Below are 24,358 nucleotides of genomic sequence, written 5' to 3' on the forward strand. Positions count from 1 at the left end.
GATTTAAACCTTACATACATTGGAAGCGTATACATTACTTTTTTGGTGATTCGCTTACATGAGCTTTTTCAGCTGGGAAATCCTTCCCTGACTCACGCCAAGCATGGAGGCGAGTTGTTTTTGTGAAGATGCTGGATGTTCTTCCATAAGCTCTCTCATTTTCTCCAAAATAACATCTGTGCGCTGATAAATTTTTTTCATATGCATATTTTGCTTAAGTGGGGGTGAATGGGTTTCAGTCGCTGTGACCGGAAGTAAATCTTCCGTTTTCATCGAGGCTGCACATTCATCGCAGATAAACTGATCTTTAAAGTAGGTATTGGTATCAACCGCACCGCAAAAAATACAGTTGGTTGATTTGTACTTACGGAGCATGAGTGTCTGGTCTTCAATAAAAAACTCTAATGGATCGCCGATGTCAATCTCCATCGTCATGCGCAACTCTTTAGGTAGCACAATTCGCCCCAAGCTGTCCAAGGGCCGGGTCATTCCAGTCCTTTTCATTCATGCAACCTCCCCGGTTTTTTAAGATTTATAGAATGTATAAGGTTTGAGGCAATTCTTATCAATTCTATAACCGCAAGCATAAATTCTTACAAAAAGCGGCCCTTTATTGTTAATCAAGCATGGACGCACTTTTTTTCTTACGAGTATACCATAAACAGGCCGAATCGCCATCGTTCAGATTTATAAATTTTGAATAAGTTTTGAATAAGTTTATCCCGAGCGAACATATATGCTATAATCTTCTGCTAAAGGATTTAATAGGCCGTCTGTAGAATTATTTATATATGCCGTAGCTCGGACAATGATGGCGGTGTTATGGGAAATGGATGAGGGCCAAACGGAATTTTCTGAGCGTTTTGACCCCACAAACAAGAATAAATGACACGGGTCCCGCCTTTAAAGTCCTTATATACAAGTCAGGCAAGGAGGATTTATCATGGAAAAAAGAAAAGCATTGTTGTTAGGGGATTATTCGTATCCGGAGTTTCACCCGCTGCAAGGGGTGGACGAAGAGATTAGCCATATTTTACAGGATTGGATGACCGTACAATGCAGTGAGAATCGTAAAATGCTGCTCAAGGAAAATCTAACCCCATTCGATCTATGTATCTCGTACTGTGATAGCCGCAAGGAGGTTCTGTCTCCTCAACAAACAGCAGGATTGCTGTCCTATGTTAGCGGCGGGGGTGGATTGCTTGTGCTGCATAACGGAATCACATTGCAAGGACGGTATGAAATTGCCCAATTAATGGGGGCGCGTTTCTTGCGGCATCCGGCTGCCGGACCGCTTTCCTTCAAAGTAACGGCGCCGGATCATCCGATTATGGAAGGAATCGAGCCGTTTGAGATCCAAGAGGAACCGTATCGTTTTGACTTTGATCCATTCACTGAAAAAACACTACTGATGGAATATGAACACGAGGGCGAGTGGTGGCCGGCGGCATGGTCACTGTCCTATGGCTTGGGTCGGGTCGTCTATTTGATGCCTGGACATAATCAGCCAAGCTTCCAGCACGAGGGATACCGCAAGCTGCTGCTTCAAGCTGCCAAGTGGGCTGGACGCTTTCCAGGTTAAACATAGATTATTCCATTCATTGAGGAAGGGGAGCTGCGAGCTTTATGCGGCTCCCCTTTTCAGGTTATACTATAGGTAATCACAGGTAGGGGAGGATATATTATGAGCGATTTGTTCAAAAAAGCCATCTCATTGGGGTGGGGCCTCACCGTTGTCAGCAAAGAAAAGGTGGAGAAAGCCGTCGAGGATCTCGTAAACCGGGGAGAACTTGCGCCCTCGGAATCCAAAGCGCTGGTCGATCGTCTGATCGAACGAGGGGCAGAGGAACAGGGACAATTCAAAACAGTGATCCGCGAACAGGTTAGCCGCATTTTGCAGGAGCTGGAAGTACCTACCGAAAATGATGTTACAAGTTTGGAGCAGCGTGTGGCATTGTTGGAAAAACAGGTAGCGGAGCTGGAAAAAGAAAAGGCGGCGCTTACGGGTTCGAGCGACGCTGAAGAAGCGAACCGGCTGGATTAAAATGGCGGTTCGTATGAAGCACGCCGGTCGTTACCGGGAAATTGCCATGGCGCTGGCGCGTCATGGCTTTGGCTATATGGTGGAAGAAATGGGACTGTTCCAGCTGCTGTCATTGCCTCGCAAGTGGCTGACGAGAGAAACTCCCGAGTCCAAAACGTTAGGTGAACGGATTCGACTTGTGCTGGAGGATCTGGGGCCTGCATTCATCAAGCTTGGACAGTTGGCAAGCACACGTGCTGACCTGCTACCGGAGCCTATTATCCGTGAGCTGGTTAAGCTGCAGGATCAGGTACCGCCGTTTTCATCTGAAACGGCGCGTGGCATTCTGGAGCAGGAGCTGGACACGTCATTAGAGGACATACTGGTTCGTTTTGACGATGTTCCGCTGGCCGCTGCTTCGATCGGGCAAGTGCATTTGGGCAAGCTGCACAGCGGCGAAATGGTCGCCATTAAAATCCAGCGTCCTGGCGTTAATCGCATTATTCGGCGAGATTTGGACATTTTGCGGGAACTGACCGCTATGGCAGCCAAGCGCTGGGAATGGGTAGAGCGGTATCAGCTTCGCCAGATGGTAGAGGAGCTGGGGAGATCGCTCATTCAGGAGCTGGATTACAACCATGAAGCCCGTAACACAGAGAAGATTGCGCTCCAATTTGAGCAGGACCCACATATCTATATTCCGAAAATATACTGGGATCATACCTCTTCCCGTATACTGACCATGGAGTTTCTAGACGGAACTCACTTGGGTAGTCGTGAAGAGCTATTACGCCGTGGATATAACTTGAAAGAACTGGCGCAGCGGCTGGTGAACAGCATGCTGCATCAAATTTTTATGGAAGGTTTTTTTCATGCCGATCCCCATCCGGGGAATTTACTCGTTCTGAAAAATGGCAGTCTCGCTTATTTGGACTTTGGCATGACGGGAAGGCTTAGCGAAGAGATGAAGAATCATCTCGCTTCCCTCATTATTGCCCTGATGCGCAAAAATACCGATGCCATGGTTCGGTCTATCGAACGTTTGGGTCTGGTCGAACCGGACACCGACCTGAATGCGCTGCGTGCCGATCTGGACAAGATACGCGAAGATTACTCAGACGTTCCTTTCTCACAGGTCAGTATTGGTGATGCATTGAACGACCTATTTGGCGCAGCGCAGCGCCATCGGATTGGTTTGCCGTCGGACGTCCTGTTGCTAGGCAAGGCGTTGCTGACACTGGAGGGGGTCGTGGAGCATCTGGACCCTGATCTCAGTATTATCGCTTTGGCTGAGCCCTTTGGTAATAAGCTGTTGAAGGAACGCTTCAGTGGTCGTCGTATCCGAGGCAAGCTGCTGGGTGGTGCAACCGAGCTGGTGGAGACGCTGATGGAACTGCCTGGACAGGCGAGGCATTTGGCCTCGATTATCAGCAAGGGCAAGCTTAAGCTGGAGGTTACTGTGCCGGAGCTGGAAATGCTTCTGCGCAGACTGGATCAGATCAGCAATCGCCTGTCATTCAGTATCGTGCTGTTAGCGTTCAGCATTATTATGGTCGGACTGATTATCGGTTCATCGCTGAATCATCAGGCGACCATGCTGTGGAACGTACCTGCTATTGAAATCGGCTTTGTTGTAGCTCTCTTAATGGTTGCCTTTTTACTGTATTCCATTTTTAAATCGGGAAGGTTTTAGATACCGACCAGAAAGGAGGGGTTATGGATACACATAAGATGAATAGTCTCCAAATTGCAGAGGTGCCATGGCACCGCCTGACTACTCCTTATGGTAGGGGCACGGAGTTGCCACAATTGATATCCAACGGGGAGTACGCAGCAATTGCTGATCTGATAGAGCATCAAGGCACACTGTGGCAGGTTACGCCATGGGTGTTACTTTTCTTATTGCGTAATATGCATACGAGAAATTTGGATGATATCACGCTGAGTGAGTTGGAACTGTACCATACGGTTGTTGGAGCATTGAACATGGAAAACGCACAAGAGGATTCACAGAAGTCTGTGGAATCTCTAACCATGCTGCTGGACGAAAAATATCTATGGCCAGCAGACAGCGATCCAGAAGAAGATGAACTGGAGTGGGAAGAGGAAGAAGCACGCGGTTATGATCCGGTAGCTTTTTGGAGTTATTATGACTATAGCTATCGATTATTGAAGCAAGCACTGCCTGACTTTGAAAGCTTACTCCAGCACCATGCAGACTCGGAGATTGCTGAACCCCTATCGGAACTTGTACAGGAATTGCGAAAATTTTAAATATAAGAAAACGAATAAGATGAAGAAAATGAGCGATATTTCAAGGGAATAGATGATTTCTTTCTGTAAACAGCCTTTTAACTCATTCGTCTCTGCGAATTCCTTACGTTATAATGATGGACTGAATGTAACGGACCGGGTTCGTTTGAGAGAGACGAGCTGAATGATAGGAGAGCCTTGGCGATTGGCAGCTGGACGGATGCCCGAAACACACGGGTTGCGAGTCAACACGCTACTTTCTGTAAATATAGGAGGCTGGAACGAGACAGTATGAATCTTAGACAACAATGGTTCGGTAATATCCGGGCCGATATACTTGCGGGCATGACTGTGGCGCTAGCACTAATTCCCGAGGCGATTGCCTTCTCGATCATTGCGGGGGTCAATCCCATGGTCGGACTGTACGCCTCCATCTCAATGGCAATTGTCATCTCTTTTGCAGGTGGACGTCCGGCGATGATCTCGGCAGCGACTGGGGCCGTAGCTGTACTGGTCGTTGGCCTGGTGAAGGATCATGGCGTGGAATATCTGTTTGCAGCTACCATTTTGGCAGGAATCATACAAGTGCTGCTGGGTGTTTTGAAAATAGGTCGCTTTATCAGCTTTATTTCGCAGCCAGTTATGACCGGATTTGTGAATGCGCTGGCGATCCTCGTCTTTATGGCACAACTCACCCACTTTCATGGAGCTAATTGGATCATGTACGCGATGGTAGCGGGGACGCTGCTTATTGTGTATATTTTACCGAGATTTGTGAAAAGCATTCCTGCACCATTGACCGCAATCATCATTATGACGATCATTACGTATGTATTTGGATTGAATGTGAAAACGGTAGGAGATATTGGTACGCTAACCAGCTCGCTGCCTTCATTCCATTTGCCGCAAATTGAGTGGTCGTGGCATACTTTGCGGATTTTGCTGCCGTATTCCTTTACGATGGCACTGGTTGGACTGCTGGAATCGCTGCTGACAGCCAGTATTTTGGATGAAATGACCGAAACGAAAAGCAATAAAAACCGGGAAGCCCGCGGACAAGGGATCGCTAACTTTGTAAATGGCTTTTTTGGTGGCATGGGTGGTTGTGCCATGATCGGACAATCCGTCATTAATGTCAGCTCAGGTGGAAGAGGGCGTTTGTCCACTTTTACAGCTGGGGTATTCTTGGCCTTTCTGCTGCTCGTGCTTGGCGGGGTTGTAAAGGAAGTGCCAATGGGCGCATTGGTGGGAGTCATGTTCATGGTGTGTATCGGAACTGTGGATTGGAAATCGCTCCGAAACATTGCCAAGGTTCCGAAAGCAGATACGTTAATTATGGTAGTCACGGTGATCATTGTGGTGGCTACGCATGATTTGTCCAAGGGCGTGATCGTGGGCGTACTGCTGAGTGCCCTGCATTTTGGCTGGAAAATGGCTAAAATTCGCATTAGCGCGACGGAGAACAACGATGAGAAGGTGTACCATGTCAGGGGTCCGATGTTTTTTGCATCAACAACTCGTTTTGTCGATCAGTTCGAACCTTCGGATGATCCAGAACGTGTCGTTGTGGACTTTAGCCATTCTCATATTTGGGATCACTCCGCGGTTACTGCTATCGGCAAGGTGTTGCAAAAGTATACAAAATCCGGCAAATCTATTACCCTGCAAGGGTTAAATGAGGAAAGCCGTTTAATTATAGAGAAGCTTGGCGGTCCTGTAGTTACAGAGCCACTCGTGTGATGAATCGTATAGCATAAATCAAAGCTTGAAATGAAATTTATTCATTTCAAGCTTTTTTTATTTGTTTCCGAAATAAAACAACACTTTTCTTCCTAAATCATAGATAATTATGACAAATTTTCGTCAAAGTATTGACGTGATAATTGGGCAGGAATACAATCATTGTTATTAAGCAGAGCAAATACATAGGAATAATTGAAAATTGAAAGGTATGCATATATGAACTTAGACTGGGAGTTTATTGTAGAGAGCTTGCCGTTATATGGAGAAGCTATGTGGCTGACGTTGAAGATCGCCTTTTTTGCTATTCTATTTTCACTAGTCGTCGGTTTGCTGTGCAGCACAGTACTGTATTACAAGGTAAGGGGAATTAGCGGCATCATTGTTGCCTATATTGAGCTTTCCCGAAATACGCCGCTGCTTGTACAGTTATATTTTTTGTATTACGGGTTTACGAAAATAGGTCTGCATATGAGCGAAATGACGTGTGCCATTGTGGGCATGACCTTTTTGGGCGGGGGTTATATGGCTGAGGCGTTCCGTGGGGGGATGGAAGCAGTGAGTAAAACCCAGACGGAATCCGGGCTGAGTCTCGGACTGTCCAAGGTACAACTGGCGAGATATGTTATTTTGCCACAGGCTTTTGCCATCAGTGTTCCGTCTCTGGGAGCGAATGCGATTTTTTTGCTCAAGGAGACTTCCATTGTTGGCGCCATTGCTTTATTAGATCTGATGAATGTGGCAAAAGACCTGATCGGCATGTACTACAAAACAACAGAATCGCTAATTCTGCTGGTATTGGCATATCTCGTTCTGCTTTTACCTTTGTCGATACTGCTGACGTGGGTGGAAAGGAAGGTGCGATATGCTGAATTCGGGGATTAATGTGCTCTTTGAAGGTTCCAATTTCGAGCGTCTATTAGGGGGATTACTCGTTACGCTGGAGATTGCGCTACTTTCCATTATTATCGGTACTCTATTAGGCATTTTGATGGGGTTGCTGCGCACCTTAAAATCAAGACCGATTCGGTTTGTGCTGAAATTATATTTGGAGACATTCCGCATTATTCCAATTCTGGTGTGGTTGTATGTCGTATATTTTGGATTTACTCCTTTGTTGAATGTGAATATCAGCGGGGAATTGACAGCAATTATCGTATTCAGCCTGTGGGGAGCGGCCGAGATTGGTGACATCGTTCGTGGTGCATTGGAATCACTGCCCAAGCATCAGGTGGAATCCGGGCAGGCATTGGGACTGACATATGGACAGTTATACCGCCATGTGCTCATTCCCCAGGCGGTGCGCCGAATGCTTCCCGGTTCTATTAATCTGGCGACACGGATGATCAAAACCACTTCATTAGTGGTGCTCATCGGTGTAGTGGAAGTGGTCAAGGTCGGACAGCAGATTATTGAGCTTGGTGTAATCAAAGCGCCCTCCGCATCCTTCTGGGTGTACGGCTTTATTTTCATATTGTATTTTCTCGTATGCTATCCGTTATCCAGACTTTCCAAAAGATTTGAACGCAGATGGCAAAATTAGCAGGATGGGGTGGGTGTCATGGGAGAGGCTGTGGAGGTTTTACTCGAAATTCGAGGGCTGCACAAAAGCTTCGAAGACCGAAAAGTATTGCAACAGATTAATCTGGACGTAACGAAAGGGGAAGTCGTGGTCGTTCTCGGTCCTTCGGGATGTGGAAAAAGCACACTCCTCCGATGTCTCAACGGTCTGGAACCAGTCCAGAGTGGAGCTATCCGTTATAGAGGGCAGGACCTGACGGATAAGAAAGTGAATTGGCGTGAGGTGCGGCAGCATATCGGTATGGTGTTCCAGAACTACGAGCTGTTCCCGCATATGACGGTCTTAGAAAATATATTGCTCGGCCCGCTTAAAGTTCAGCGGAGAAACAAGCAGGAGGCACTTGAGCAAGCGGAGCAACTATTGGAGCGAGTGGGTCTGCTGGATCGCAAAGATGCGTATCCGAGACAATTATCAGGCGGGCAAAAGCAACGGATTGCGATTGTGCGCGCCCTGTGTATGAACCCGGAAATTATGCTCTTTGATGAAGTCACCGCATCCTTGGACCCGGAAATGGTCAGAGAGGTGCTGGATGTCATGCGAGAGCTGGCACAACAGGGCATGACCATGATTATCGTGACGCATGAAATGGGATTTGCCAAGTCGGTAGGAGATCGTATCGTTTTTATGGATCAAGGACAAATATGTGAAATGACTACGCCACAGCAATTTTTTACCCAACCGGAAACAGAGCGTGCCCAGCACTTTCTGGATATATTTCAGTACGAAACGATATAAACAGGGGGATGAATACAGATGAGAAAAGGAATGAAGTTCACGACGTTATTACTGGCTTTGAGCTTGCTGCTTGTTGGTTTGGCAGGATGTGCAGGAGCAGGAAATACCAACGGTAGTTCAGGCTCGGCTAAATTTACTTCGATTGAGGACATTAAAAAGAATGGCAAGATTCGAATAGGTGTATTTGCAGATAAGCCGCCTTTTGGCTACGTGGATTCGGCAGGGAAGAATCAAGGCTTTGACGTTTACATTGCGAAGCGGTTTGCCAAAGATCTCTTGGGCGACGAGTCCAAGGTGGAATTTGTCCTGGTGGATGCTGCCAGCCGGGTCGCCTATTTGGAATCCAACAAGGTAGATATCATCATGGCTAACTTTACGGTGACGGATGAGCGTAAAGAAAAAGTCGATTTTGCCAATCCATATATGAAATTATCCTTTGGCATTGTGTCACCTGACAGCGCTCCAATCACCACGATTGACCAATTGAAGAATTCGGACCAGAAGCTGATTGTCGCAAAGGGAACGACGGCTGAAACCTATTTCACGAAAAATTATCCTGACATCAAGCTGCTTAAATTCGATCAATACACAGAAATCTTCTCAGCCCTCAAAGACAAACGCGGCGCCGCGATTGCCAACGATAATACAGAGCTGATCGCCTGGGCCAAGGCCAACCCCGGCTTTACCGTAACCATCCCGGCCTTTGGTGGTCAAGATACAATTGCACCCGCAGTAGCAAAGGGAAATAAGGAGTTGTTAGACTGGATCAACAATGAGCTGGCTACATTAGGCAAGGAAAACTTTGTGCATCAAGCCTACAAGGACACACTGACCTCTGTTTACGGAGAAGGCTTTACAGATCAATTGGTCGTAGAGGGCGGCAAAGTGGATTAATTATTGTAAGTTGTTGTTCTACCATAAAGAAGCGTTGGGATAGCAAGCCCAACGCTTCTTTATTAATATAGGGAAAAGGTGTCTTTGGCAACTCCTTAATAAAGATACATACTCTACCCAAAAGCTCTTGCATGCTAGTAGATTTCATTATATAATCTTAAATGATAATGAGAATCATAATCATTAATAACAGTCTTTAGGTGCATGCTCCCAATATGAGCCTAAGTGAATAGGATGGTGATGTGCACATGGCTAAAGCAGATGTGGCAACTGCCAGAAGACAGCTTCAGAGTCCGAACAAGGTAACTCGCAGACGAGCTTTGAGAACGATCAAAGCTGCGAAACGGGCGAAGTAGCAGGTTCCAAGTTAACTGCAAATGGCAATACCAGTGTCAAATTTTCAGTCTCCTCGTTTTGATATTGCACCTGCTTTCCTGATGGTGGTACACAGGAAGGCAGGGTGCCTTTTTTTATAGATATAAAAAAGCGCCAGGCGGGTATTGAACCGTTCTGGCGCATTATTTTTAGAGCTATGGAAACAATTTTATTTCTTTTGTGCAAACAGCCATTCAATCATATCCTGATTTTGCAGAGCCGGAACCCAGGAGAAGTGTCCTGTAGGTTTGATAATCCCTGCTTCGTATTCAGTGAAGTGAATGAGGTTTCCGTTTTGTGCTTTAATGGCAGCGACCATTTCTTGCGAGTTTTTAGGACTTACTGTGGTGTCGTCTGCAGCATGGAAGGCCCAAATCGGAACGTTTTTCAATACCTCGACGTGTGTAGGTTCAACAGGCGCGTACATGTTAACGGCTTTTTCATAGTTGGTCAAACCGGCAATCGGTACGCCTGCAGCGAACAAGTCCAGATTTTTCTCTAACAATCTCCACGTTCCCATAGCTCCTTGAGAAATACCAACAATATAGATTCGGTTGGTATCGATCGGGTATTTCAACGCGGTTTCACGTACCAAATCGGCTACAGCGCTGTTGCGTGGCTCATCCGCCCAAATGAATTTATGCTCCAGGTCAATCGGGCTTTGTGGAGCGATTACGAAGGATGGGTGTTTGGCTTGCTGCTCAGGAGAAGCCCAAGTAACAGCTCCGGCATTTGCCAGCAGGTTTACTCCGTTTCCGTCACCACGTTCGCCGTTTCCGTGCAGAAACACAACCAGAGGGTAGGTTTTGCCGGGCTCTACTTTAGGCTCAAACGTAAAGTAGTTCAGCTTGAAGCCTTCTTTATTTTCAAAGGTGTTTTTTTGGAAATCGTCTACGATCGGTGTGATTTTATCCGTTGCTTTTACAGTCTGTGCAGAGGCTGGAATGACTGTTTTCTTTGAAGTTGCAATATCTTTCTTTTGACTAATATTATAATTCAACGTGTTGATGCGGTTAACTGCGCTTGTTGCATCATAAGTAAGGGTACTTGCATTTTTATCTTGCGTGTCCAGCTCAATCACGACATATTTACCATGAGTACTGCGGTTGGTGATAGCTCCGGTATCATTGGTATATACACCGGTCACGGTTCTGTCTGTATATACATCATTGAGTACAGATTGAACCTGAAAGCTGGAAGTGGATAAGGATGCCCCGTCAATATTGGTGCTGTATTTCAGTACAACAGCAGATACGACTTCACCCAAAGGCTGTACCTGCGTAAGCAGGGTAGCCTGTGGCGCTGGGACATCGGCTGCTGCGGCAGAGCTGGAGGATGGGAAAAAGATCGTAAGCAGGAACACGAAAGATAATAAAACAATGGCAAAACGTCTTCTTTGCATGAGATTAATCTCCTTTGGTGTCATTTTTTTAAAGCGCTTACTACATGTTCGGGATGGTTGACTGTATGCTGTGGAATTCATACAAATCAAAAAAAAGGCAAACTCCGGGTACACAAGTGTACTCGGGTTTTGCCTTTTCAGTAACAATCCCACTTGAAGGATAGCACCTTCATTGGATTCTGACAAGTGAAAGCGCTACATTTTTGGATCTTTTTTATAAAAAGAGTTTTACCTTCACAACAGGAGGATTCTACAAAAATCCTTAAAGCGGCTTGCAATTAGAAGTAGATAGATCGAACTCATTGTATTCTTCTATAGCGGGCAACCAAGATACCGGGCTTTTCAACGGTAATATTGTGGTATATAATCTCTTTAACTTAACGCTGTTAACTTATATAACAATGTTAACAAGAGGGGGATGAAATCATGAACCAATACGATGTTATTGTCATCGGTGCAGGACTGGGCGGCTTGTCCTGTGCAGCAAGACTCTCCGCGCTCGGTTACCGAACAGCTGTTTTCGAGAGCCACACTCTACCTGGCGGTTTCGCAACTGAATTTACAAGAAAGGGCTACACTTTTGATGTCTCCTTGCATGGTGTCGGTGGACTCGAGGAAGGTAGCTTCGGTCGGCTGTTAAAGGACTGCAATGCGGATCAGCGAATTGTTCCTCTCCGCAAAAAGCACCCTTACTCCATTCGTTGGGAAGGGCAGACCATTGATATTCCGTCCGATGTTCAGGAGTATGTGCAGCTCCTCAAAAACATGTTTCCTGCTGAGGTGAAAGCCATTGACAGTCTATTCGCGGGCATTCGCCGTTTTGAAACAGGCTTCTCTGCTTTTTCTTCCCTCACTTCCTGGCGCAAGGCGGCTGGCCTGCTCAAAGCAGGAACCTTCTTCCGCTGGACGCAAATGACTACCTGGGAAGCTGTAAGCCAGTTCGGGTTGTCTGACCGATTCACGGAATTTTTCACCGCGCTGTGGGCCTATTATGGATTGCCTCCAAAGCGGCTTGCGGCCTTGTATTTTTTCATTCCCTGGATCGGCTATCATTTAGAGGGGACGTATTACATTGAGGGAGGGGCCCAGGCTTTATCCAATGCACTGGTTGACGCTATTAAGTCAGCGGGAGGAGAAGTTCATCTGCGCAGTCAGATATCTGAGATTATGCTCGAGCGCGGTAAAGCAGCTGGTGTTCGTCTGAAAAAAGGGGATGTATATAAAGCCAACTGGATTGTGTCTGGAATCAGTCCCCATCATACCTATGGACGCCTACTGGAAAACCATGATGCTGCCCGTCGTGAGCTGGAAGCTGTCAGCAGTTTGGAGACTGGCACGTCTCTCACCCAGCTATATCTGGGATTATCATGTGAACCCCATGAGCTTGGCATCACCGAAGAAGACTTAATCCTGCGTAATGAGCTGGATTCGGAGACAGATTATGAAGTTATGATGAGCGGCCAGTACACTAAAGGCAACTGGATGCTCACCAATTATAACGCCATGGACCCTAAGCTCAATGAACCGGGAAAAGGTGTTATCGCAATTACATTTTTGGATAAATTGGAGAACTGGCCTACTGCACGTCCCGAATATAAAGCCAAAAAAGAAGCCGTGACACAGCAGATATTGGGATGTCTTGAACAGCTGTATCCGGGTTTTGGCAGCAAGGTAGTGGTGGCCGAGTTGGGCACACCGCGCACGATGCAGCGTTATACCGCTAATCCCGACGGGGCCGTTTATGGCTACGCACAAACGGTCCGGCAGTCCGGTATAAAAAGACTGAAGCACAAGTCAGCAGTAGACCGTCTGTCATTGGTAGGGGCCTGGACACAGCCTGGGGGCGGGTTTCAAGGGGCTATGAACTCGGGTATAATGGAAGCTGATCGTATCGCCGCCAAATTGGGGTAGGCAGAAAGGGCAAGTACATCTACTCATGAAACATATCAAACGCCGAGAACGTGAAAACAGTGAAATCCGCCGGAAAATCATTGAGGCCGCCCGGTCGCTTTTCCTGAATCAAGGGTATGCCGAAGTCTCCATGCGCAAAATTGCGGATCAGATCGAATATTCACCAACGACTATTTATCATTATTTTGCCAATAAGGAAGCCGTTGTCCGTGAACTGCTGCTAGAAGGAAATACCTTGTTCCTACAGGCTCTTCAGCAGCGTGTGGATGAAGCACAGGCAGCGGGATCGAATGCGCTGGACACACTGAAAACGGTATCTGATGCGTATGTTCGTTTTGGGACGGCTAACCCCGAATATTACAACATCCTGTTTATCAGCAACCTGGAATCTGTAAGCTTGGTCAGCCTTATAGACAGTGGGCGCTTTAAAGGCTTTGAACTGCTTGAAGCGGGGCTCAAAGCCGCCATGGAGGAGGGCTGCATTATTCAAGGAGATGAGCGCCTGATCGCCACATCCGTATGGAGCATGCTGCACGGATTGACTTCCTTGCTCCTGAATTTTGAACTTCCTATGTCAAAATCCAATGATGAATTGATCGCATTCACTATAGATACTTTCCTCAGGGGGTTAAGCCGCTGACGCAGCGGCTAACTTTCTTTACCTCACATCACTGTACATGTGAATCCGCATACGACCATTCCGAAAGATTAATGAAGTTCCAAATTTGAAAGTTGCTTAAGCACGGCTTCAATACGACGTTTATCTTTTTTGAGCATAACGAGCTGCAAAGAAGCAAGAAGCAGATCTGAGATATTGGCCCAAGCGTCTGCTTCCAGAGCGGGAAGAAGATCCCGATGAATCATAATATCCAGCGCCTCGGTTGCAATTTTCTGATGAAGCTCGCTATCGGATAGCCATTCAATCAACTGCTCAGCTGTAGGACGGGAGTGAGCGAAAAGTATTGCCCAGCCATCCACCGGATGATTGACCTTATCCCGCATCCAGTTAATGACCTGTGGTGAACGAAAATGTTGTAGCTGCCCATTAGCGGTGTATCCTTCTAATTTGTCTTCTGCGCCCGAATGCTGTAGCAGGTGATTGCAAACACATACCAAGCCTTCCTGCTCGGGTAGGCAGCAGGCGCTCAGATAGGCACGTGTGGACGCAAATGCACCCTTAGCATGTAGGGGATTGTTTTGAACTAAAGATGTCCATGCTTGCTCGGTTTCTGGTTCCCACAAGGAGCGGACCCAATCAGCAGCCCCAATCCCCGCAGTCTCCCCTATCAAAACGGCCCAAATAGAGAATGGAACCTGGCTATGTTGAATGTTCTGCCAGTGCTGCTCCCAGGCAAGAAAAATATCCTTTGGATCATAGGCTTGAAAAGCCTGCAACACAGCAGGATGATCTACGCCATGCATGGTGGTGTAATGGATTAGCGTCTCCAACGACTGCGCATCCTCCAGCTTCATCGTGCAAAACATGTTCAACCAGCGTTGCCACAGTTGCAGTGGTGGGCTGTTTAGCTGAATGCCATGCTCATCGGCCACTTTAAACCAATCCCATAGCCATAGCCCGTGCAAGGTGAGCATGGTGTCTATATAGGCGGGTAGATTTTCCGCGAGCAGCGTGAACTGGTCCAGCTCGTGATGATAGCATAATACCGCTGGCTCTGTTGCGGATGTCGCCATATCAAGCAGTATCGGATCACCCGCACCATTATAATTAAGGATCAGATATCGTTGCTCGTCCGCTGCTGAGTCGGTATCTTCCCCATAGGATGTAAAATAGCCAATATACTCATGATTCCAGCCAAACTCTCCTGTGATATCGTCTAGGATACGCTGCTCTTGTTCAAGATCCTTGCTGTTTTTATATGAACACTCTGGTCCATCAGCTACAATACAGTGTTGGGGGAGGCACCATAGTAAATTTAAGCTGCCACACCGCTGTATCAATTCAGACAGGGAGGCAGGCAAAGGCATCTGCAGCCGTTCCTCCAGCTCAGTTAGTTCACCTGTAGAAATCCCCTCCGTCCATTGATATACCACGTCAGGCATCCCACTTTGTCTCAGACGATCAACGATTTGTTCCAGTTTTTCTAAGGTTTGTGCAAAATGTACTGTCATTCGTATTCGTCCTCCTCTTACTCTACAACCCGGCAATGCTCTTTTTGCAAGAATGCTAGAATTTCATCACGAAGTACTATCGCCTTAGGTTCATAAATGATCGCCACTTCGCGTCCATATGCATAGTTAAAACGCACGTATCCGCCAAGAGTCTGAAGAAAAGCCATGCAGATATGCTCATTTTCAATCCATAGATTTGAGTTAAAATGCTGTTTAAATCGCTGAGCCAATGCTTGTAAGGATGCCGGAGCAAAATTCAGCGCCTGATCGCCCGGATTGGCTGGATTGTAGGCCTCGGCCGTATCCATGGGACTAAACAGTAGGAATGTAGCGGTTTTGTCTGGGCTGACAGGTTCGAAATAACGGGGGAATGGCTCCGTTCTTCCAAATTCATCTTGTAGTATATGCTCTAATGTCTCTGTGAATGGAACTTGAACATCTAAAGTCTTTGTAGTAATGATCTCAGAGTGTCGTGGCAGCCACAGCAAGCCTTCAACCTGAGGGTGAATGGCTAGGAAGTCACCATCTATGGAGCTGCCGATGACTACGCACTCGCCCAGCTGCTGTGCTGTAATTGGGCAGTTATCATCATGCGTCCACAGTTCGTAATCCGTATAGGATTGCAATAGTTGAGGATCGGGCCATTCAATCATCAGCAGGCCACAATAGGTGCCTGGCCCGTAGCGGGTGAGGAATGCTACATAGGGAGGTGGTAAAGTTATTCCATAGGTATGCTCAAAATTTGTCAGTTCATCGGTAGCCACCGGTGTGTGCTGTGTGGAAACCCAATACATGTAGAATACACCTGCTTTCCGGCACTCTATCTATAGGGATAGAGCCCAAAAGTAAATGAGAGATATGCTATAATCAGGAAATAAAATAGTTATAGATTAGTCTATCTTAATTTCATAGGAACTACAATTTGTGAGGGGACGAAGGAGGAACACATCTTATGACATCAGGGGTACATGCCTACATAGATCCAATTTTTGAGGCGATTGATGAGGCGTACGCTTCTGAGCAAAAGCGCATCGCCGAATTCCAAATCAAAAGTGTCCTTCACGAAGGGATTCATGAATACTTAAAAGTTACCTGTAAGAAGGATGGGCTGTGGGTGGATACCTACGAACCGTTTGATTGGGATCATCGTAGACCGGATACAAAAATTTCTGGGTTTACAGATGGGGTAACATTGCAGCAGGTACAGGACGAATGGATGCCTGTGTTTAGGGAACGGATAGAGGCTCTGTTTAAGTCGGAAGAATTTAGTTCCATGTTCTTTCGTTATCGGCTGGAATTTCATCTGGAAGTAGTCTTGGAGAATAAGGCTAGTCATTTTACATTCTCGCTCCTAAATGAAGATAAACGGCAGCAACTTTTAGCCACTATCGAACAGTTTGTGGAGCAAAAGCTCGACCCCTCCAGTAAAGCTGTGCCGAAGGAAGAGGACGATTTCTTCTTAGTGAGGCACTTGCTTGATCCTCATTTGTACCCTGTAAACGCCCAGCGGATGAATGAGCTGCTGAATCGAATGGATGCCAAAGTGAAGGTCAGCCGCAAGCGTGAGGAAGCATGGAGGTATCAGCTCAGCAGTGGCTTAAAGCATTGGGCTGAGGATGAATTTCTGCTGAAGTATGCGGATCGGGAAAAAAGCTATGGACTGGATTATAAAGTGAAGCCCGATATTCTTCCTTCGGAAATTCCCGCGCCAGCCATGGAGATGTTCCTGCTTACCGCGATGCGGGTGGGCTCGACCGATGCCGATGCACGGCAGAAGTATTTGGAGATTGCTGCACAGCTAGGCTCGGAGCAGGCTTCCGTGTGGCTTGAGAGCGGATCAGGAAGCATCCCAGCGTTATATACAAGTGAGCGAGTCATCTGCCAAGCCAATGATATTTTGCAAACGCTGGAGGTTCAGATTCGTTCAGAGGAAGAAGAGAGCTATAGAGAAGCACTTGTATATTTATGCGATATTTTAAGAAAGGGCTTTACCAAGGAATATCGGATGAAGTTCAAAAGCAAGGTGAAAAACTACCTGCCTGTACCCAAGTTGGCTAAATCTACGTTACATCGTTTCTTCGCCAATGCACTTGAATACCCTGCGCTGCATCCGTTGCTGGCTGAATATGCTGAGGTCGTGATGGAAGAGTTCAAGTGGTATAACGATGTAGAGCCCGGTGAAAAGTCGGCGATGCCGGGAACCTATGCGGTGATGGGACTGGGCCTAAAAGGAAAGAACTATTTCCCATTAGTGAATCGTTATATGAAGCTGGTGGACAGTGAACATCAGTCCGTACAGGACAGTTACGCCGCTGTATTTGCTGACGCACACGGACTGACACCGGACACGATACCCGTTTGGACGAGGGTTCTACTGGCAGGCAACGAGTCTGCCAAACCACTGAAGTCACCCGGAATCGAAACCGTAGAGCAGGCACAGGTACTGGTGGAGGAGCTTGAGAAGCTGGAGGACTACGAACAAGAGGCACTTGTTTATCGTATATGGGGTGGAGCGAAGAAACTAAAAAACAGCCTGAAGCAGGCTGTCCCTGAGGTAAAAGAGCTGCTGGAGAAGCTTATTCCATAAAAGCATCATATTCATGATAGTATTGCAGTCCCTGCGCAATGCGTTCAATATCCGGTTCGCTCCCGCTGTGGCGTAACACTTCAATGACATCCTGTACAGTCGCCACCTCCAGCCAAGATTGCACGTGATGGTCTGGCAGAGATGCAGGTATACTTTCATCACGATGATTGGTGACGGTGAGACCGGCATCCTCCAGTTCCCACAATTCTTCCTCGGGAATGATGTAATAGGTAGAATTGAGCGGATTACTTTGAACATGTTTCAGATTGGCAAATACCCATTCATTGATTTCTGTTTGGTCAACCGCGCGGACCAGTGCTTCAAGGCTGTCAAAAGTTTGTATGCTCATGTATGGAGGCCCCTCTCTTAGCCACTGGCTTATGCTGTAGCTTTTGTAATATTCTCAAGATGGCCTGTCGATTCTTCGCATCCTTAATGTACTTGGGAATGGAATGGGAAGCCGTACGCATCATACCCGATGTAGGCTTTTCGCGCAACTCGGCAGAGATATAGGATAGCAGGTAATTCAGGTGTATCCGGTTAAGAGCCCAGACAGGTTTGCCCCGATAGTAATAAAGGAAGTACAACTGGAGCTGGAAAATAGGGTCCTTTCCGTTTTGGATCACGTCCGTATGCCATTCGCGTGATTGCACACGATGCACTGGAACCTGATTACGTGTCTCGCAGTACGGACAGTTTATATTCGTATTTTTATGGGATTTCGTTCGGTCATCATGAATTTCGATATTAAAATATCGTTCACAATGGTTGCATACGCCGCGTGCATAGAATGTATAAGATTCTGGCTGCTGATACGTGTAGTAACAATGAGAACATTGAACGACGTAATAACAGTCTTTTTTGGATATGGAGATAAAAGCTTGGCCCTGACAACGGGGACAGTGAACAGCTACTTGTTCTCCTCTCCGGATCACGGCGGCAAAGTCATATTTATATCCATATTCATCTTTGAAGCGTTTTTGTTCCATGTGCGTTCCTCCTTTTCAGAAAGGTCGTAAAGACGTACATTTTATGTGTCGTATGTTATAATATTCCTTAACAACAGAATGGCTTAAATGGGCGGTCGGCTAGTCTCCTGTAAAGGAGGTGAGGCCTGTGGAGGTTAAAGACACCCTAATGTTGATGATTCAATTTGCAACGTTGGTGATCCTAATTCTTTCCTTCCATAAAAAGAAATAGACCGCCCTCGACAAAGGCAAGCGGTCTATTTCAATGATCATCCTTTGACACGGCTACCGCCCTTAAAAGCGGCTGTTGCCAAAGAGTGAGGATGTTGACGCATCTTCACTCTTTTTTTAGAATATACATCTTATTCCCATTTTAACACTTGAAAATGGTCTTATCAATGCGCTGAAGGGTGAAAAGGTGAATAGGACGTGCAAAAGGATAGGGAGAACATGAGCATTTTTACAGGACTACAACGTCCACAGTTTCAGGCTTATTATGATGAGAATTTTTTAATAGAGCATCGATTTGAAAATGGTATGGGGTTTCCGCCTTCTTATATAGATTATGTCAAAGCTCTTGGTTATGGGCGCCTATGCGGCTTATGGAACATTCATATTCCTCTTGGCGATCACCCGGATTCATGGCTTCCTCGTTATCATGACTGGCGGGCCTGGTTTGATGATTTACTGGAATCGGAAGAGGTTTTACAAGAAGCGGCGCTGGAGCCAGATGGTTTTTCGGAACTTTTGGAGCATGCGGTTCCCTTCGCTTCCAGTGAAGGGAATGACCTGCTGATTTGGGATATTCAATCGCCTGATGAACGGGGAGAATTCCCAATCTATGCTTTGAATCTACACACATGGGGCAATTTTCGGTATGCAGCCCCGGATTTGTATAGCCTCGTCGAAGCGTTGGTGGATGAAGAGCGCGTGAAGTCGGTATTGGGGACAGAGCGTACACCATTCTCTTATACGTTCGAGCCCTTTTAGCAGCGTAAATAACCACCTTGGTATCAAACTTCAAGGTGGTTATTTGCGCTGGTATTCTTCTGCTAGTGGTCTTCATATTGGGCTAAATATTGCTGTACCAACTCATATCCAGCCACGCCCATTACAGTATATTGATTATATTCTTCCAATTCCAGATTACGTATATATTCATCACCACAGTACAGATGGCCCGCACAATTAAAATATTTTAGCTGCTGTTGTTCCTCGGATAGAGGGCGCTGATCGATAATAGGCCATACTCCCTTCGTCAGATTTTGGGTGGCGGTGAAGATAACTTCAAATCGGCCGCGATAATTTGTAAACGGAAGATATGTCTTTTCACCCTCGTACGCTTGATTCTGGCCTATGGATAGAACCCCGAAGGAGAACGCTTTTTTGAATCTACCATACAGTGCGCAGATCACCTGACATACCGCAAATCGGCCGTCATGCAGGGGGATAACAAAAATATCGCCTTCCCGATGTTTGATTCTTTTGAACACCATCGTCACGCCAGCTCTTCCTGAATGATCTCTGTTTTTAGACCTTTAGCGCTGGTAATCGTAATGCTGATCGAGTCATAGCCGTTCCGCTTCGCATCTTCAAAATCGCATCGTTCGCCGTTGATCAGCTCTAACTGTCCATTCTCATCCACATCGTCTGCAAACTCGTCATCCCAATCCACATTATAAAAAGCGGTCAAGCTTACCTCGAAAGTATCTTCACCATCTTCGTCCAGATAGGGCAGCAGGGGAGTGCGATTGTTCTGCTGTTCCTTGGTATAAACTTCGCATAGTAGAGCATCGTAACCATGGCGGGTTCCGTCAAAAATCACGATCTGTTCACCTGTGACTGCCTCTTCTGCAATAATAAGCTGGGGTGCAAATTCAGTTCCAGTGATCAGCTCGTCCATAAGTTCTCCATAATAAAAAATGTGGAATTTCGTATGTCCTGCCTGTGAACGAAGCGTACCAGTCCACTCCTGCTCGACCCATGCCTCCGGGTTTTTGGGTACAACCCAACCTTCCAAATAAGCCGGTCCCCATTTAGGATTATGTATTTCTGTCATCAGTAGGCCTCCCTTTCTGCTCGTTGAGTCGTTCAATTACCTGATTAAAAAACGTTGTAAAGTCTGTTGCCACCAGATATAAATGTCCACATTCGTCCTGCTCTGCAATATTATAGTTCAGTTTGTCATCATAAGCATGAAGATGTGTGCGGTCCCAGTAGTACACATACGGGGTGTATTCATTACATATTAGAACGTAAAAATTGTCGCCCGCATCTGCACCAACCAACAAAGCGTTCTCGACATGATTGATTTCATTCAAAAATTCATCATTAATCGCTAGAAGGTCATGATTTTTGTTGGATACCTCATATCCGAAAAAACAAGTCAAATCAATGTCTCCGTTATCCACGCGATCGAAGGGCACATTACAATAAAAAGGGGCGGCTACATAAAAGCCGTTATATTGTGAAAGAAAACGTGTATAGCCAGCAGGTAATATACGCTGTATTTGCTCCTCCAATGCCGCGATCTGGGCAGGCGAAAGCCCTGATTCAATTGCGAATGACATCAACAACCAGCCTCCTTGATCCTAGTAAACCATAGATCTCTTTTTTGAAAATGAGAAGACGCAGCGGTGCATCGTTTGTGAGATCATGTCATGGATAGGGTGACGATTTTGTTGTCCTCATCCACATCTACCTTCACATTCACTCCCAGCTTGTCCTTAAACAGCTTACTGATATTGATATAGTCATCCTTTACCGCACTACTTGAATTACCAGAGGTGCGAGTCATCCCAGCGGTGATGATGGAGCGCACATAGGTTTTGTCGAGCCGGGCTTCAGGGTTGTAAGTATAAATAACCTGCTCCTGTTGATTGTAATAATGGGTTAAATCCGTATAGTCGTTGGCGTTCTTATACTGTTTTTCCTCACGTACATACTCAGGATGGTCCATGGTGTAGCGAATTCCCCCGTCCAGAAAAGGATTTTCCTTGGAGGGCTTGAGTTCATATTGTCCATAGGCTAGTTGAAACAGATACTCTATACCTGAGCCCTCTGCCTGATAGTAGAGCTGACGAGGGTCCCCTTTTTTATCTATCGCGGTATAGCTGCTGATTAAAGGCCAGGCATCATACTTTTTACCCTTTACCTCAATGGCAAGCTTGTAATGTACAAGCACCTTTTCATTTTGAAATAATCCAAAGCTACTCATAATAAAATAGGCAGGCACACAAATAATTCCGATAATCAATATGAATATAAATATTCTTACACGCATGAGTAGAGTAATTCTCCTTTGGTTGTCGATTATGTGGACAGCTCTCGTTGGGCAGATGCGCCGAATTCCTCATGTTGCAATAATAGTTTCAGCGCATGTTGTGCGAAAGGGTTGGCTTTATGTGCGCGGAGCAGTGCAAAAGCGGCCCCCTTGACTAAGATATATGTATCACTGCGGATTAAGTCCAAAGCTAAACGTAGCTCTGCTTCTGAACAAGGCATCCATGCCAAAGTTTGTAAAGCTGCGTTTCGTACATCATCATCTTCCTCAGGCTTGGACAGCAGCTCGCGAATTCCTCGCATGATCGTCGGCTGCTGGCTCTGATCTGCATATAGTCCGATGACCTTCAGCGCTTCTATACGAAGCAGATCATCCGCGGACGATTGCTGTACAAGCTGCAAAAGTAATGCGACGGTGTCCCCCACGGGCTGGGGGATTGCTGTTAATTCGCGTAATGATACCAATTGATCTTCATACGATAGTGTAGGGAAAACAGATAAAAATGTCTTTCCGTCATCATCAGTTTGTATGGACATATATCCCCCTCATTTCTTATCCAGATTACTTTTTGGGCATTGTATACTAGCTTTTCTCATGTCTGTAGTTCGATAAGGCTTCTTCCGGTCCGCCACCCTCCAGCAGCACCATAACCGCATAGGAGATCATATCAATCCAATCGTCGAGGGTGTTGATCTGCTCTACGGTCAGCAGGTTGTTTCGCTGCAGCATACTATCAGGATACAATGCCCATGCCCGTGTATATTGACATATCCCCCACAGAGCGGCAATCAGCTCCCGTTCTACGGATGGTTTCTCCAACTCATCTGCCAGAACTTCAATGATAGTCATCAGCTCATGGAAATTGTCCTCGATCAGTTCGCCTTGGAAGGGACGAAGCATCCCTAGAAATCCGTTTTGCATTTTGGGATGATCCAGATCATCGTGAATAAAAGAATGACAACGTAATAGCTCACGAGCCTCCTGTTTATTCATTCAGTTCCTTAATCTCTGCGCGGATACCTCTGCACAGAAAGCTACCTGACAGTCCCGATAAGGCATCGATATCAACGACCATGTCTGCTTCTTCATAGCGGAAATCAAGCTGCAAGATGATGTTTTCTGTTTCTACAGGAGTTAATACATGCTCTTTGGTTTCCAGAAATGTAAAAGTCACTGCATAGCGTGGGACGTCTTTTACTGGAGCTTCAGGGATTACAGGTGCCTCAGTTGAAGGCTCCAGATCCGGTGATTTAGGGACAAGCACGCTAGCGTAGGATAGCTCAATCGTCAGCGTAATCTGGTCTTTCGTCATATTAGCAGCTGTAATTCGGTCATAATGAAAGGGAGGAAAATAGCCGAGCTTTTCGACAATGCTGTCTGCACCTTGAATAGAAACGGTTGGAGAGAAAGCCAGTTCCAGTCCGATGGACCCTGTCAGTTGGTCTTCATATTCTGGATTGATACGTACAAGGGCTTGTTCCGGCTCTACTTTCAAAATCGTGCCTATAAAATACTGTTTGCTATGGATCAGAACAATATCATGCGGAACGAACGGCAACGCTCCCCCGGCTTGATAATGAATGAGATATTCGTTCTCTTTTTTTTCAACCTTTTGAACTTGAATTTGCATAAATTGCAGCCTCCTGGGGTTAATAGTATGACGGATTGTTTAAGTGTGTGGTAAAGGGAACGGAGTCCACGATTGAAAAACATACTTCATATCCGGAGTATCCTTTTCGAGCATAAATGGAAGAATATCCATAATGGCACGTGCTTTACTGCCAGCATAAAAGTTACGCGAGCTGTGTAGCAGCTTGTTTGCCTTTAACCACTGGCTCAGCTTCATCATAACGTCTTCGACGATTGTTTGGTCGATACGTTCATAAACGTCCTGACGGATCGAAACGAGTATGCCGCAATTATTGGATGATTGGGACATGGGGTCATTGGACAAAAGAATGTACACTTCCGGCGTTGTCCCTTTGTTATAGGATGATTTGATACTGGGAGCCTCGATAGCTAGCATCAGCGGAATCAATTCATCATCGGTTACAATATGAAGCAACTCCTGCTTGTCCCAGCGAATCTTACCGTGTTTGGCCTTTTTAGCTCCGGCTTGATAGACTGACACACGGGTATTGCGGATTCCTGATATATTCAGGAGCGTTTCAAAACAATCGAACAGGTTAGTAAAGCACTCTTCGGCAAACAAAGTGTGCTCCTCCGACAAAGAACCGGTCATTATGAAATTATAATGCAGGTTGTTAACCACAAGCATCCATCCTTTATTCATGAATTACCAATTCATATACCATAATATATGACATGAAGATCGAATTCACCTTTTACATTGACTGTGTACTGTTCATTAAAATCGTTTGGAAACCAGTTCAACTTCGCGTATACTAGGAAAGTCATAGATGGAACGGGCCTGAGCCGCATTGCGGCCGTATGTTGGTTACATGAACAGATTCA

Annotated in this window: 29 protein-coding genes; 15 read left to right on the forward strand and 14 right to left on the reverse strand. The window is 46.2% G+C overall.

Annotated features, from left to right (window positions below):
• Window positions 1-54: 54 nt before the first annotated feature.
• Entirely contained in the window at window positions 55-504 is a 450-nt protein-coding gene (locus tag ACQW03_RS13220; protein WP_023990783.1) for an AbrB/MazE/SpoVT family DNA-binding domain-containing protein, read from the reverse strand.
• A gap of 439 nt (window positions 505-943) precedes the next feature.
• Between ACQW03_RS13220 and ACQW03_RS13225 the strand changes: the two genes are divergently transcribed.
• The 10 genes from ACQW03_RS13225 to ACQW03_RS13270 all read left to right on the forward strand — a co-directional run bounded on the left by ACQW03_RS13225 (window position 944) and on the right by ACQW03_RS13270 (window position 9,583).
• The gene (locus tag ACQW03_RS13225) at window positions 944-1,582 is read left to right on the forward strand and encodes a ThuA domain-containing protein (RefSeq protein ID WP_023990782.1); all 639 of its coding nucleotides are present in this window, start codon (window positions 944-946) and stop codon (window positions 1,580-1,582) included.
• A gap of 102 nt (window positions 1,583-1,684) precedes the next feature.
• On the forward strand, window positions 1,685-2,044 hold the full coding sequence (locus tag ACQW03_RS13230; protein ID WP_013312404.1) for a phasin family protein: 360 nt from the start codon (window positions 1,685-1,687) through the stop codon (window positions 2,042-2,044).
• 1 nt (window position 2,045) lies between these two features.
• Window positions 2,046-3,716 carry an ABC1 kinase family protein gene (locus tag ACQW03_RS13235; protein WP_023990781.1) on the forward strand — a complete coding sequence of 557 codons (1,671 nt, stop codon included), beginning with the start codon at window positions 2,046-2,048 and terminating at the stop codon, window positions 3,714-3,716.
• A gap of 23 nt (window positions 3,717-3,739) precedes the next feature.
• Window positions 3,740-4,297, forward strand: coding sequence for a hypothetical protein (locus ACQW03_RS13240; RefSeq protein ID WP_104497724.1), 558 nt, complete (start codon window positions 3,740-3,742; stop codon window positions 4,295-4,297).
• Window positions 4,298-4,567: 270 nt separating this feature from the next.
• Window positions 4,568-6,016, forward strand: a complete 1,449-nt coding sequence (locus ACQW03_RS13245; RefSeq protein ID WP_441950100.1) for a SulP family inorganic anion transporter — start codon at window positions 4,568-4,570, stop codon at window positions 6,014-6,016.
• 219 nt (window positions 6,017-6,235) lie between these two features.
• Window positions 6,236-6,901: an amino acid ABC transporter permease gene (locus tag ACQW03_RS13250; protein ID WP_071643423.1), complete on the forward strand. Its 666-nt coding sequence runs from the start codon at window positions 6,236-6,238 to the stop codon at window positions 6,899-6,901.
• Window positions 6,882-7,559, forward strand: coding sequence for an amino acid ABC transporter permease (locus ACQW03_RS13255; RefSeq protein ID WP_013312399.1), 678 nt, complete (start codon window positions 6,882-6,884; stop codon window positions 7,557-7,559). Before ACQW03_RS13250 ends, ACQW03_RS13255 begins: the two co-directional genes overlap by 20 nt.
• 18 nt (window positions 7,560-7,577) lie before the next feature.
• Window positions 7,578-8,333, forward strand: a complete 756-nt coding sequence (locus ACQW03_RS13260; RefSeq protein ID WP_025721631.1) for an amino acid ABC transporter ATP-binding protein — start codon at window positions 7,578-7,580, stop codon at window positions 8,331-8,333.
• Window positions 8,334-8,351: 18 nt separating this feature from the next.
• A complete protein-coding gene (locus tag ACQW03_RS13265; protein ID WP_441950103.1) occupies window positions 8,352-9,227 on the forward strand; it encodes a cysteine ABC transporter substrate-binding protein in 876 nt (291 codons plus the stop codon).
• A 248-nt stretch (window positions 9,228-9,475) separates the two neighbouring features.
• Complete coding sequence (locus ACQW03_RS13270; RefSeq protein ID WP_158659131.1) at window positions 9,476-9,583, forward strand: putative metal homeostasis protein; 108 nt, start codon at window positions 9,476-9,478, stop codon at window positions 9,581-9,583.
• Between the two features lie 188 nt (window positions 9,584-9,771).
• Here the strand turns inward: ACQW03_RS13270 and ACQW03_RS13275 are convergent, their stop codons facing one another.
• The gene (locus ACQW03_RS13275) at window positions 9,772-11,004 is read right to left on the reverse strand and encodes a peptidase (RefSeq protein WP_441950106.1); all 1,233 of its coding nucleotides are present in this window, start codon (window positions 11,002-11,004) and stop codon (window positions 9,772-9,774) included.
• A 426-nt stretch (window positions 11,005-11,430) separates the two neighbouring features.
• Between ACQW03_RS13275 and ACQW03_RS13280 the strand changes: the two genes are divergently transcribed.
• Together ACQW03_RS13280 and ACQW03_RS13285 are read left to right on the forward strand one after the other, a co-directional pair.
• On the forward strand, window positions 11,431-12,915 hold the full coding sequence (locus ACQW03_RS13280; protein ID WP_071643419.1) for a phytoene desaturase family protein: 1,485 nt from the start codon (window positions 11,431-11,433) through the stop codon (window positions 12,913-12,915).
• A 25-nt stretch (window positions 12,916-12,940) separates the two neighbouring features.
• A complete protein-coding gene (locus ACQW03_RS13285; protein ID WP_104497729.1) occupies window positions 12,941-13,555 on the forward strand; it encodes a TetR/AcrR family transcriptional regulator in 615 nt (204 codons plus the stop codon).
• 68 nt (window positions 13,556-13,623) lie between these two features.
• Here the strand turns inward: ACQW03_RS13285 and ACQW03_RS13290 are convergent, their stop codons facing one another.
• Both ACQW03_RS13290 and ACQW03_RS13295 read right to left on the reverse strand, forming a co-directional pair.
• Window positions 13,624-15,045 carry an SMI1/KNR4 family protein gene (locus ACQW03_RS13290; protein ID WP_441950108.1) on the reverse strand — a complete coding sequence of 474 codons (1,422 nt, stop codon included), beginning with the start codon at window positions 15,043-15,045 and terminating at the stop codon, window positions 13,624-13,626.
• 17 nt (window positions 15,046-15,062) lie between these two features.
• Window positions 15,063-15,839 carry an SMI1/KNR4 family protein gene (locus ACQW03_RS13295; protein WP_441950110.1) on the reverse strand — a complete coding sequence of 259 codons (777 nt, stop codon included), beginning with the start codon at window positions 15,837-15,839 and terminating at the stop codon, window positions 15,063-15,065.
• 158 nt (window positions 15,840-15,997) lie between these two features.
• Here ACQW03_RS13295 and ACQW03_RS13300 point away from each other — a divergent pair, with 158 nt between their 5' ends.
• Window positions 15,998-17,632, forward strand: a complete 1,635-nt coding sequence (locus ACQW03_RS13300; RefSeq protein WP_441950112.1) for a DUF6138 family protein — start codon at window positions 15,998-16,000, stop codon at window positions 17,630-17,632.
• Here ACQW03_RS13300 and ACQW03_RS13305 read toward each other — a convergent pair.
• Both ACQW03_RS13305 and ACQW03_RS13310 read right to left on the reverse strand, forming a co-directional pair.
• A complete protein-coding gene (locus ACQW03_RS13305; protein ID WP_199767861.1) occupies window positions 17,622-17,981 on the reverse strand; it encodes a DUF7716 domain-containing protein in 360 nt (119 codons plus the stop codon). The genes ACQW03_RS13300 and ACQW03_RS13305 overlap by 11 nt on opposite strands.
• Entirely contained in the window at window positions 17,962-18,621 is a 660-nt protein-coding gene (locus ACQW03_RS13310; protein WP_071643412.1) for a hypothetical protein, read from the reverse strand. The genes ACQW03_RS13305 and ACQW03_RS13310 overlap by 20 nt, the downstream gene beginning before the upstream one ends.
• Before the next feature lie 127 nt (window positions 18,622-18,748).
• Here ACQW03_RS13310 and ACQW03_RS13315 point away from each other — a divergent pair, with 127 nt between their 5' ends.
• Both ACQW03_RS13315 and ACQW03_RS13320 read left to right on the forward strand, forming a co-directional pair.
• Window positions 18,749-18,832: a putative holin-like toxin gene (locus tag ACQW03_RS13315; RefSeq protein WP_223822146.1), complete on the forward strand. Its 84-nt coding sequence runs from the start codon at window positions 18,749-18,751 to the stop codon at window positions 18,830-18,832.
• A 218-nt stretch (window positions 18,833-19,050) separates the two neighbouring features.
• On the forward strand, window positions 19,051-19,590 hold the full coding sequence (locus tag ACQW03_RS13320) for a hypothetical protein (protein ID WP_071643411.1): 540 nt from the start codon (window positions 19,051-19,053) through the stop codon (window positions 19,588-19,590).
• A 62-nt stretch (window positions 19,591-19,652) separates the two neighbouring features.
• Here ACQW03_RS13320 and ACQW03_RS13325 read toward each other — a convergent pair whose 3' ends face one another.
• From ACQW03_RS13325 to ACQW03_RS13360, 8 genes are all read right to left on the reverse strand, one after another.
• A complete protein-coding gene (locus tag ACQW03_RS13325) occupies window positions 19,653-20,096 on the reverse strand; it encodes an immunity 26/phosphotriesterase HocA family protein (protein ID WP_071644420.1) in 444 nt (147 codons plus the stop codon).
• A gap of 2 nt (window positions 20,097-20,098) precedes the next feature.
• On the reverse strand, window positions 20,099-20,659 hold the full coding sequence (locus ACQW03_RS13330) for a hypothetical protein (protein WP_441950115.1): 561 nt from the start codon (window positions 20,657-20,659) through the stop codon (window positions 20,099-20,101).
• The gene (locus ACQW03_RS13335) at window positions 20,643-21,170 is read right to left on the reverse strand and encodes an SMI1/KNR4 family protein (RefSeq protein WP_441950117.1); all 528 of its coding nucleotides are present in this window, start codon (window positions 21,168-21,170) and stop codon (window positions 20,643-20,645) included. The genes ACQW03_RS13330 and ACQW03_RS13335 overlap by 17 nt, the downstream gene beginning before the upstream one ends.
• A gap of 83 nt (window positions 21,171-21,253) precedes the next feature.
• Window positions 21,254-21,883 (reverse strand): hypothetical protein, encoded by a 630-nt coding sequence (locus ACQW03_RS13340; protein ID WP_071643409.1) that lies wholly within the window; start codon window positions 21,881-21,883, stop codon window positions 21,254-21,256.
• Between the two features lie 29 nt (window positions 21,884-21,912).
• Window positions 21,913-22,419: a HEAT repeat domain-containing protein gene (locus tag ACQW03_RS13345; RefSeq protein ID WP_071643407.1), complete on the reverse strand. Its 507-nt coding sequence runs from the start codon at window positions 22,417-22,419 to the stop codon at window positions 21,913-21,915.
• A gap of 46 nt (window positions 22,420-22,465) precedes the next feature.
• The gene (locus ACQW03_RS13350) at window positions 22,466-22,876 is read right to left on the reverse strand and encodes a hypothetical protein (protein ID WP_071643406.1); all 411 of its coding nucleotides are present in this window, start codon (window positions 22,874-22,876) and stop codon (window positions 22,466-22,468) included.
• Window positions 22,869-23,378, reverse strand: coding sequence for an immunity 50 family protein (locus ACQW03_RS13355; protein ID WP_420538169.1), 510 nt, complete (start codon window positions 23,376-23,378; stop codon window positions 22,869-22,871). Before ACQW03_RS13355 ends, ACQW03_RS13350 begins: the two co-directional genes overlap by 8 nt.
• Before the next feature lie 174 nt (window positions 23,379-23,552).
• Window positions 23,553-24,161 (reverse strand): hypothetical protein, encoded by a 609-nt coding sequence (locus ACQW03_RS13360; RefSeq protein ID WP_441952394.1) that lies wholly within the window; start codon window positions 24,159-24,161, stop codon window positions 23,553-23,555.
• Between the last annotated feature and the right edge of the window lie 197 nt (window positions 24,162-24,358).

It is taken from the genome of Paenibacillus sp. DRB1-1, from assembly GCF_052119485.1.
Lineage (GTDB): Bacteria > Bacillota > Bacilli > Paenibacillales > Paenibacillaceae > Paenibacillus > Paenibacillus polymyxa_B.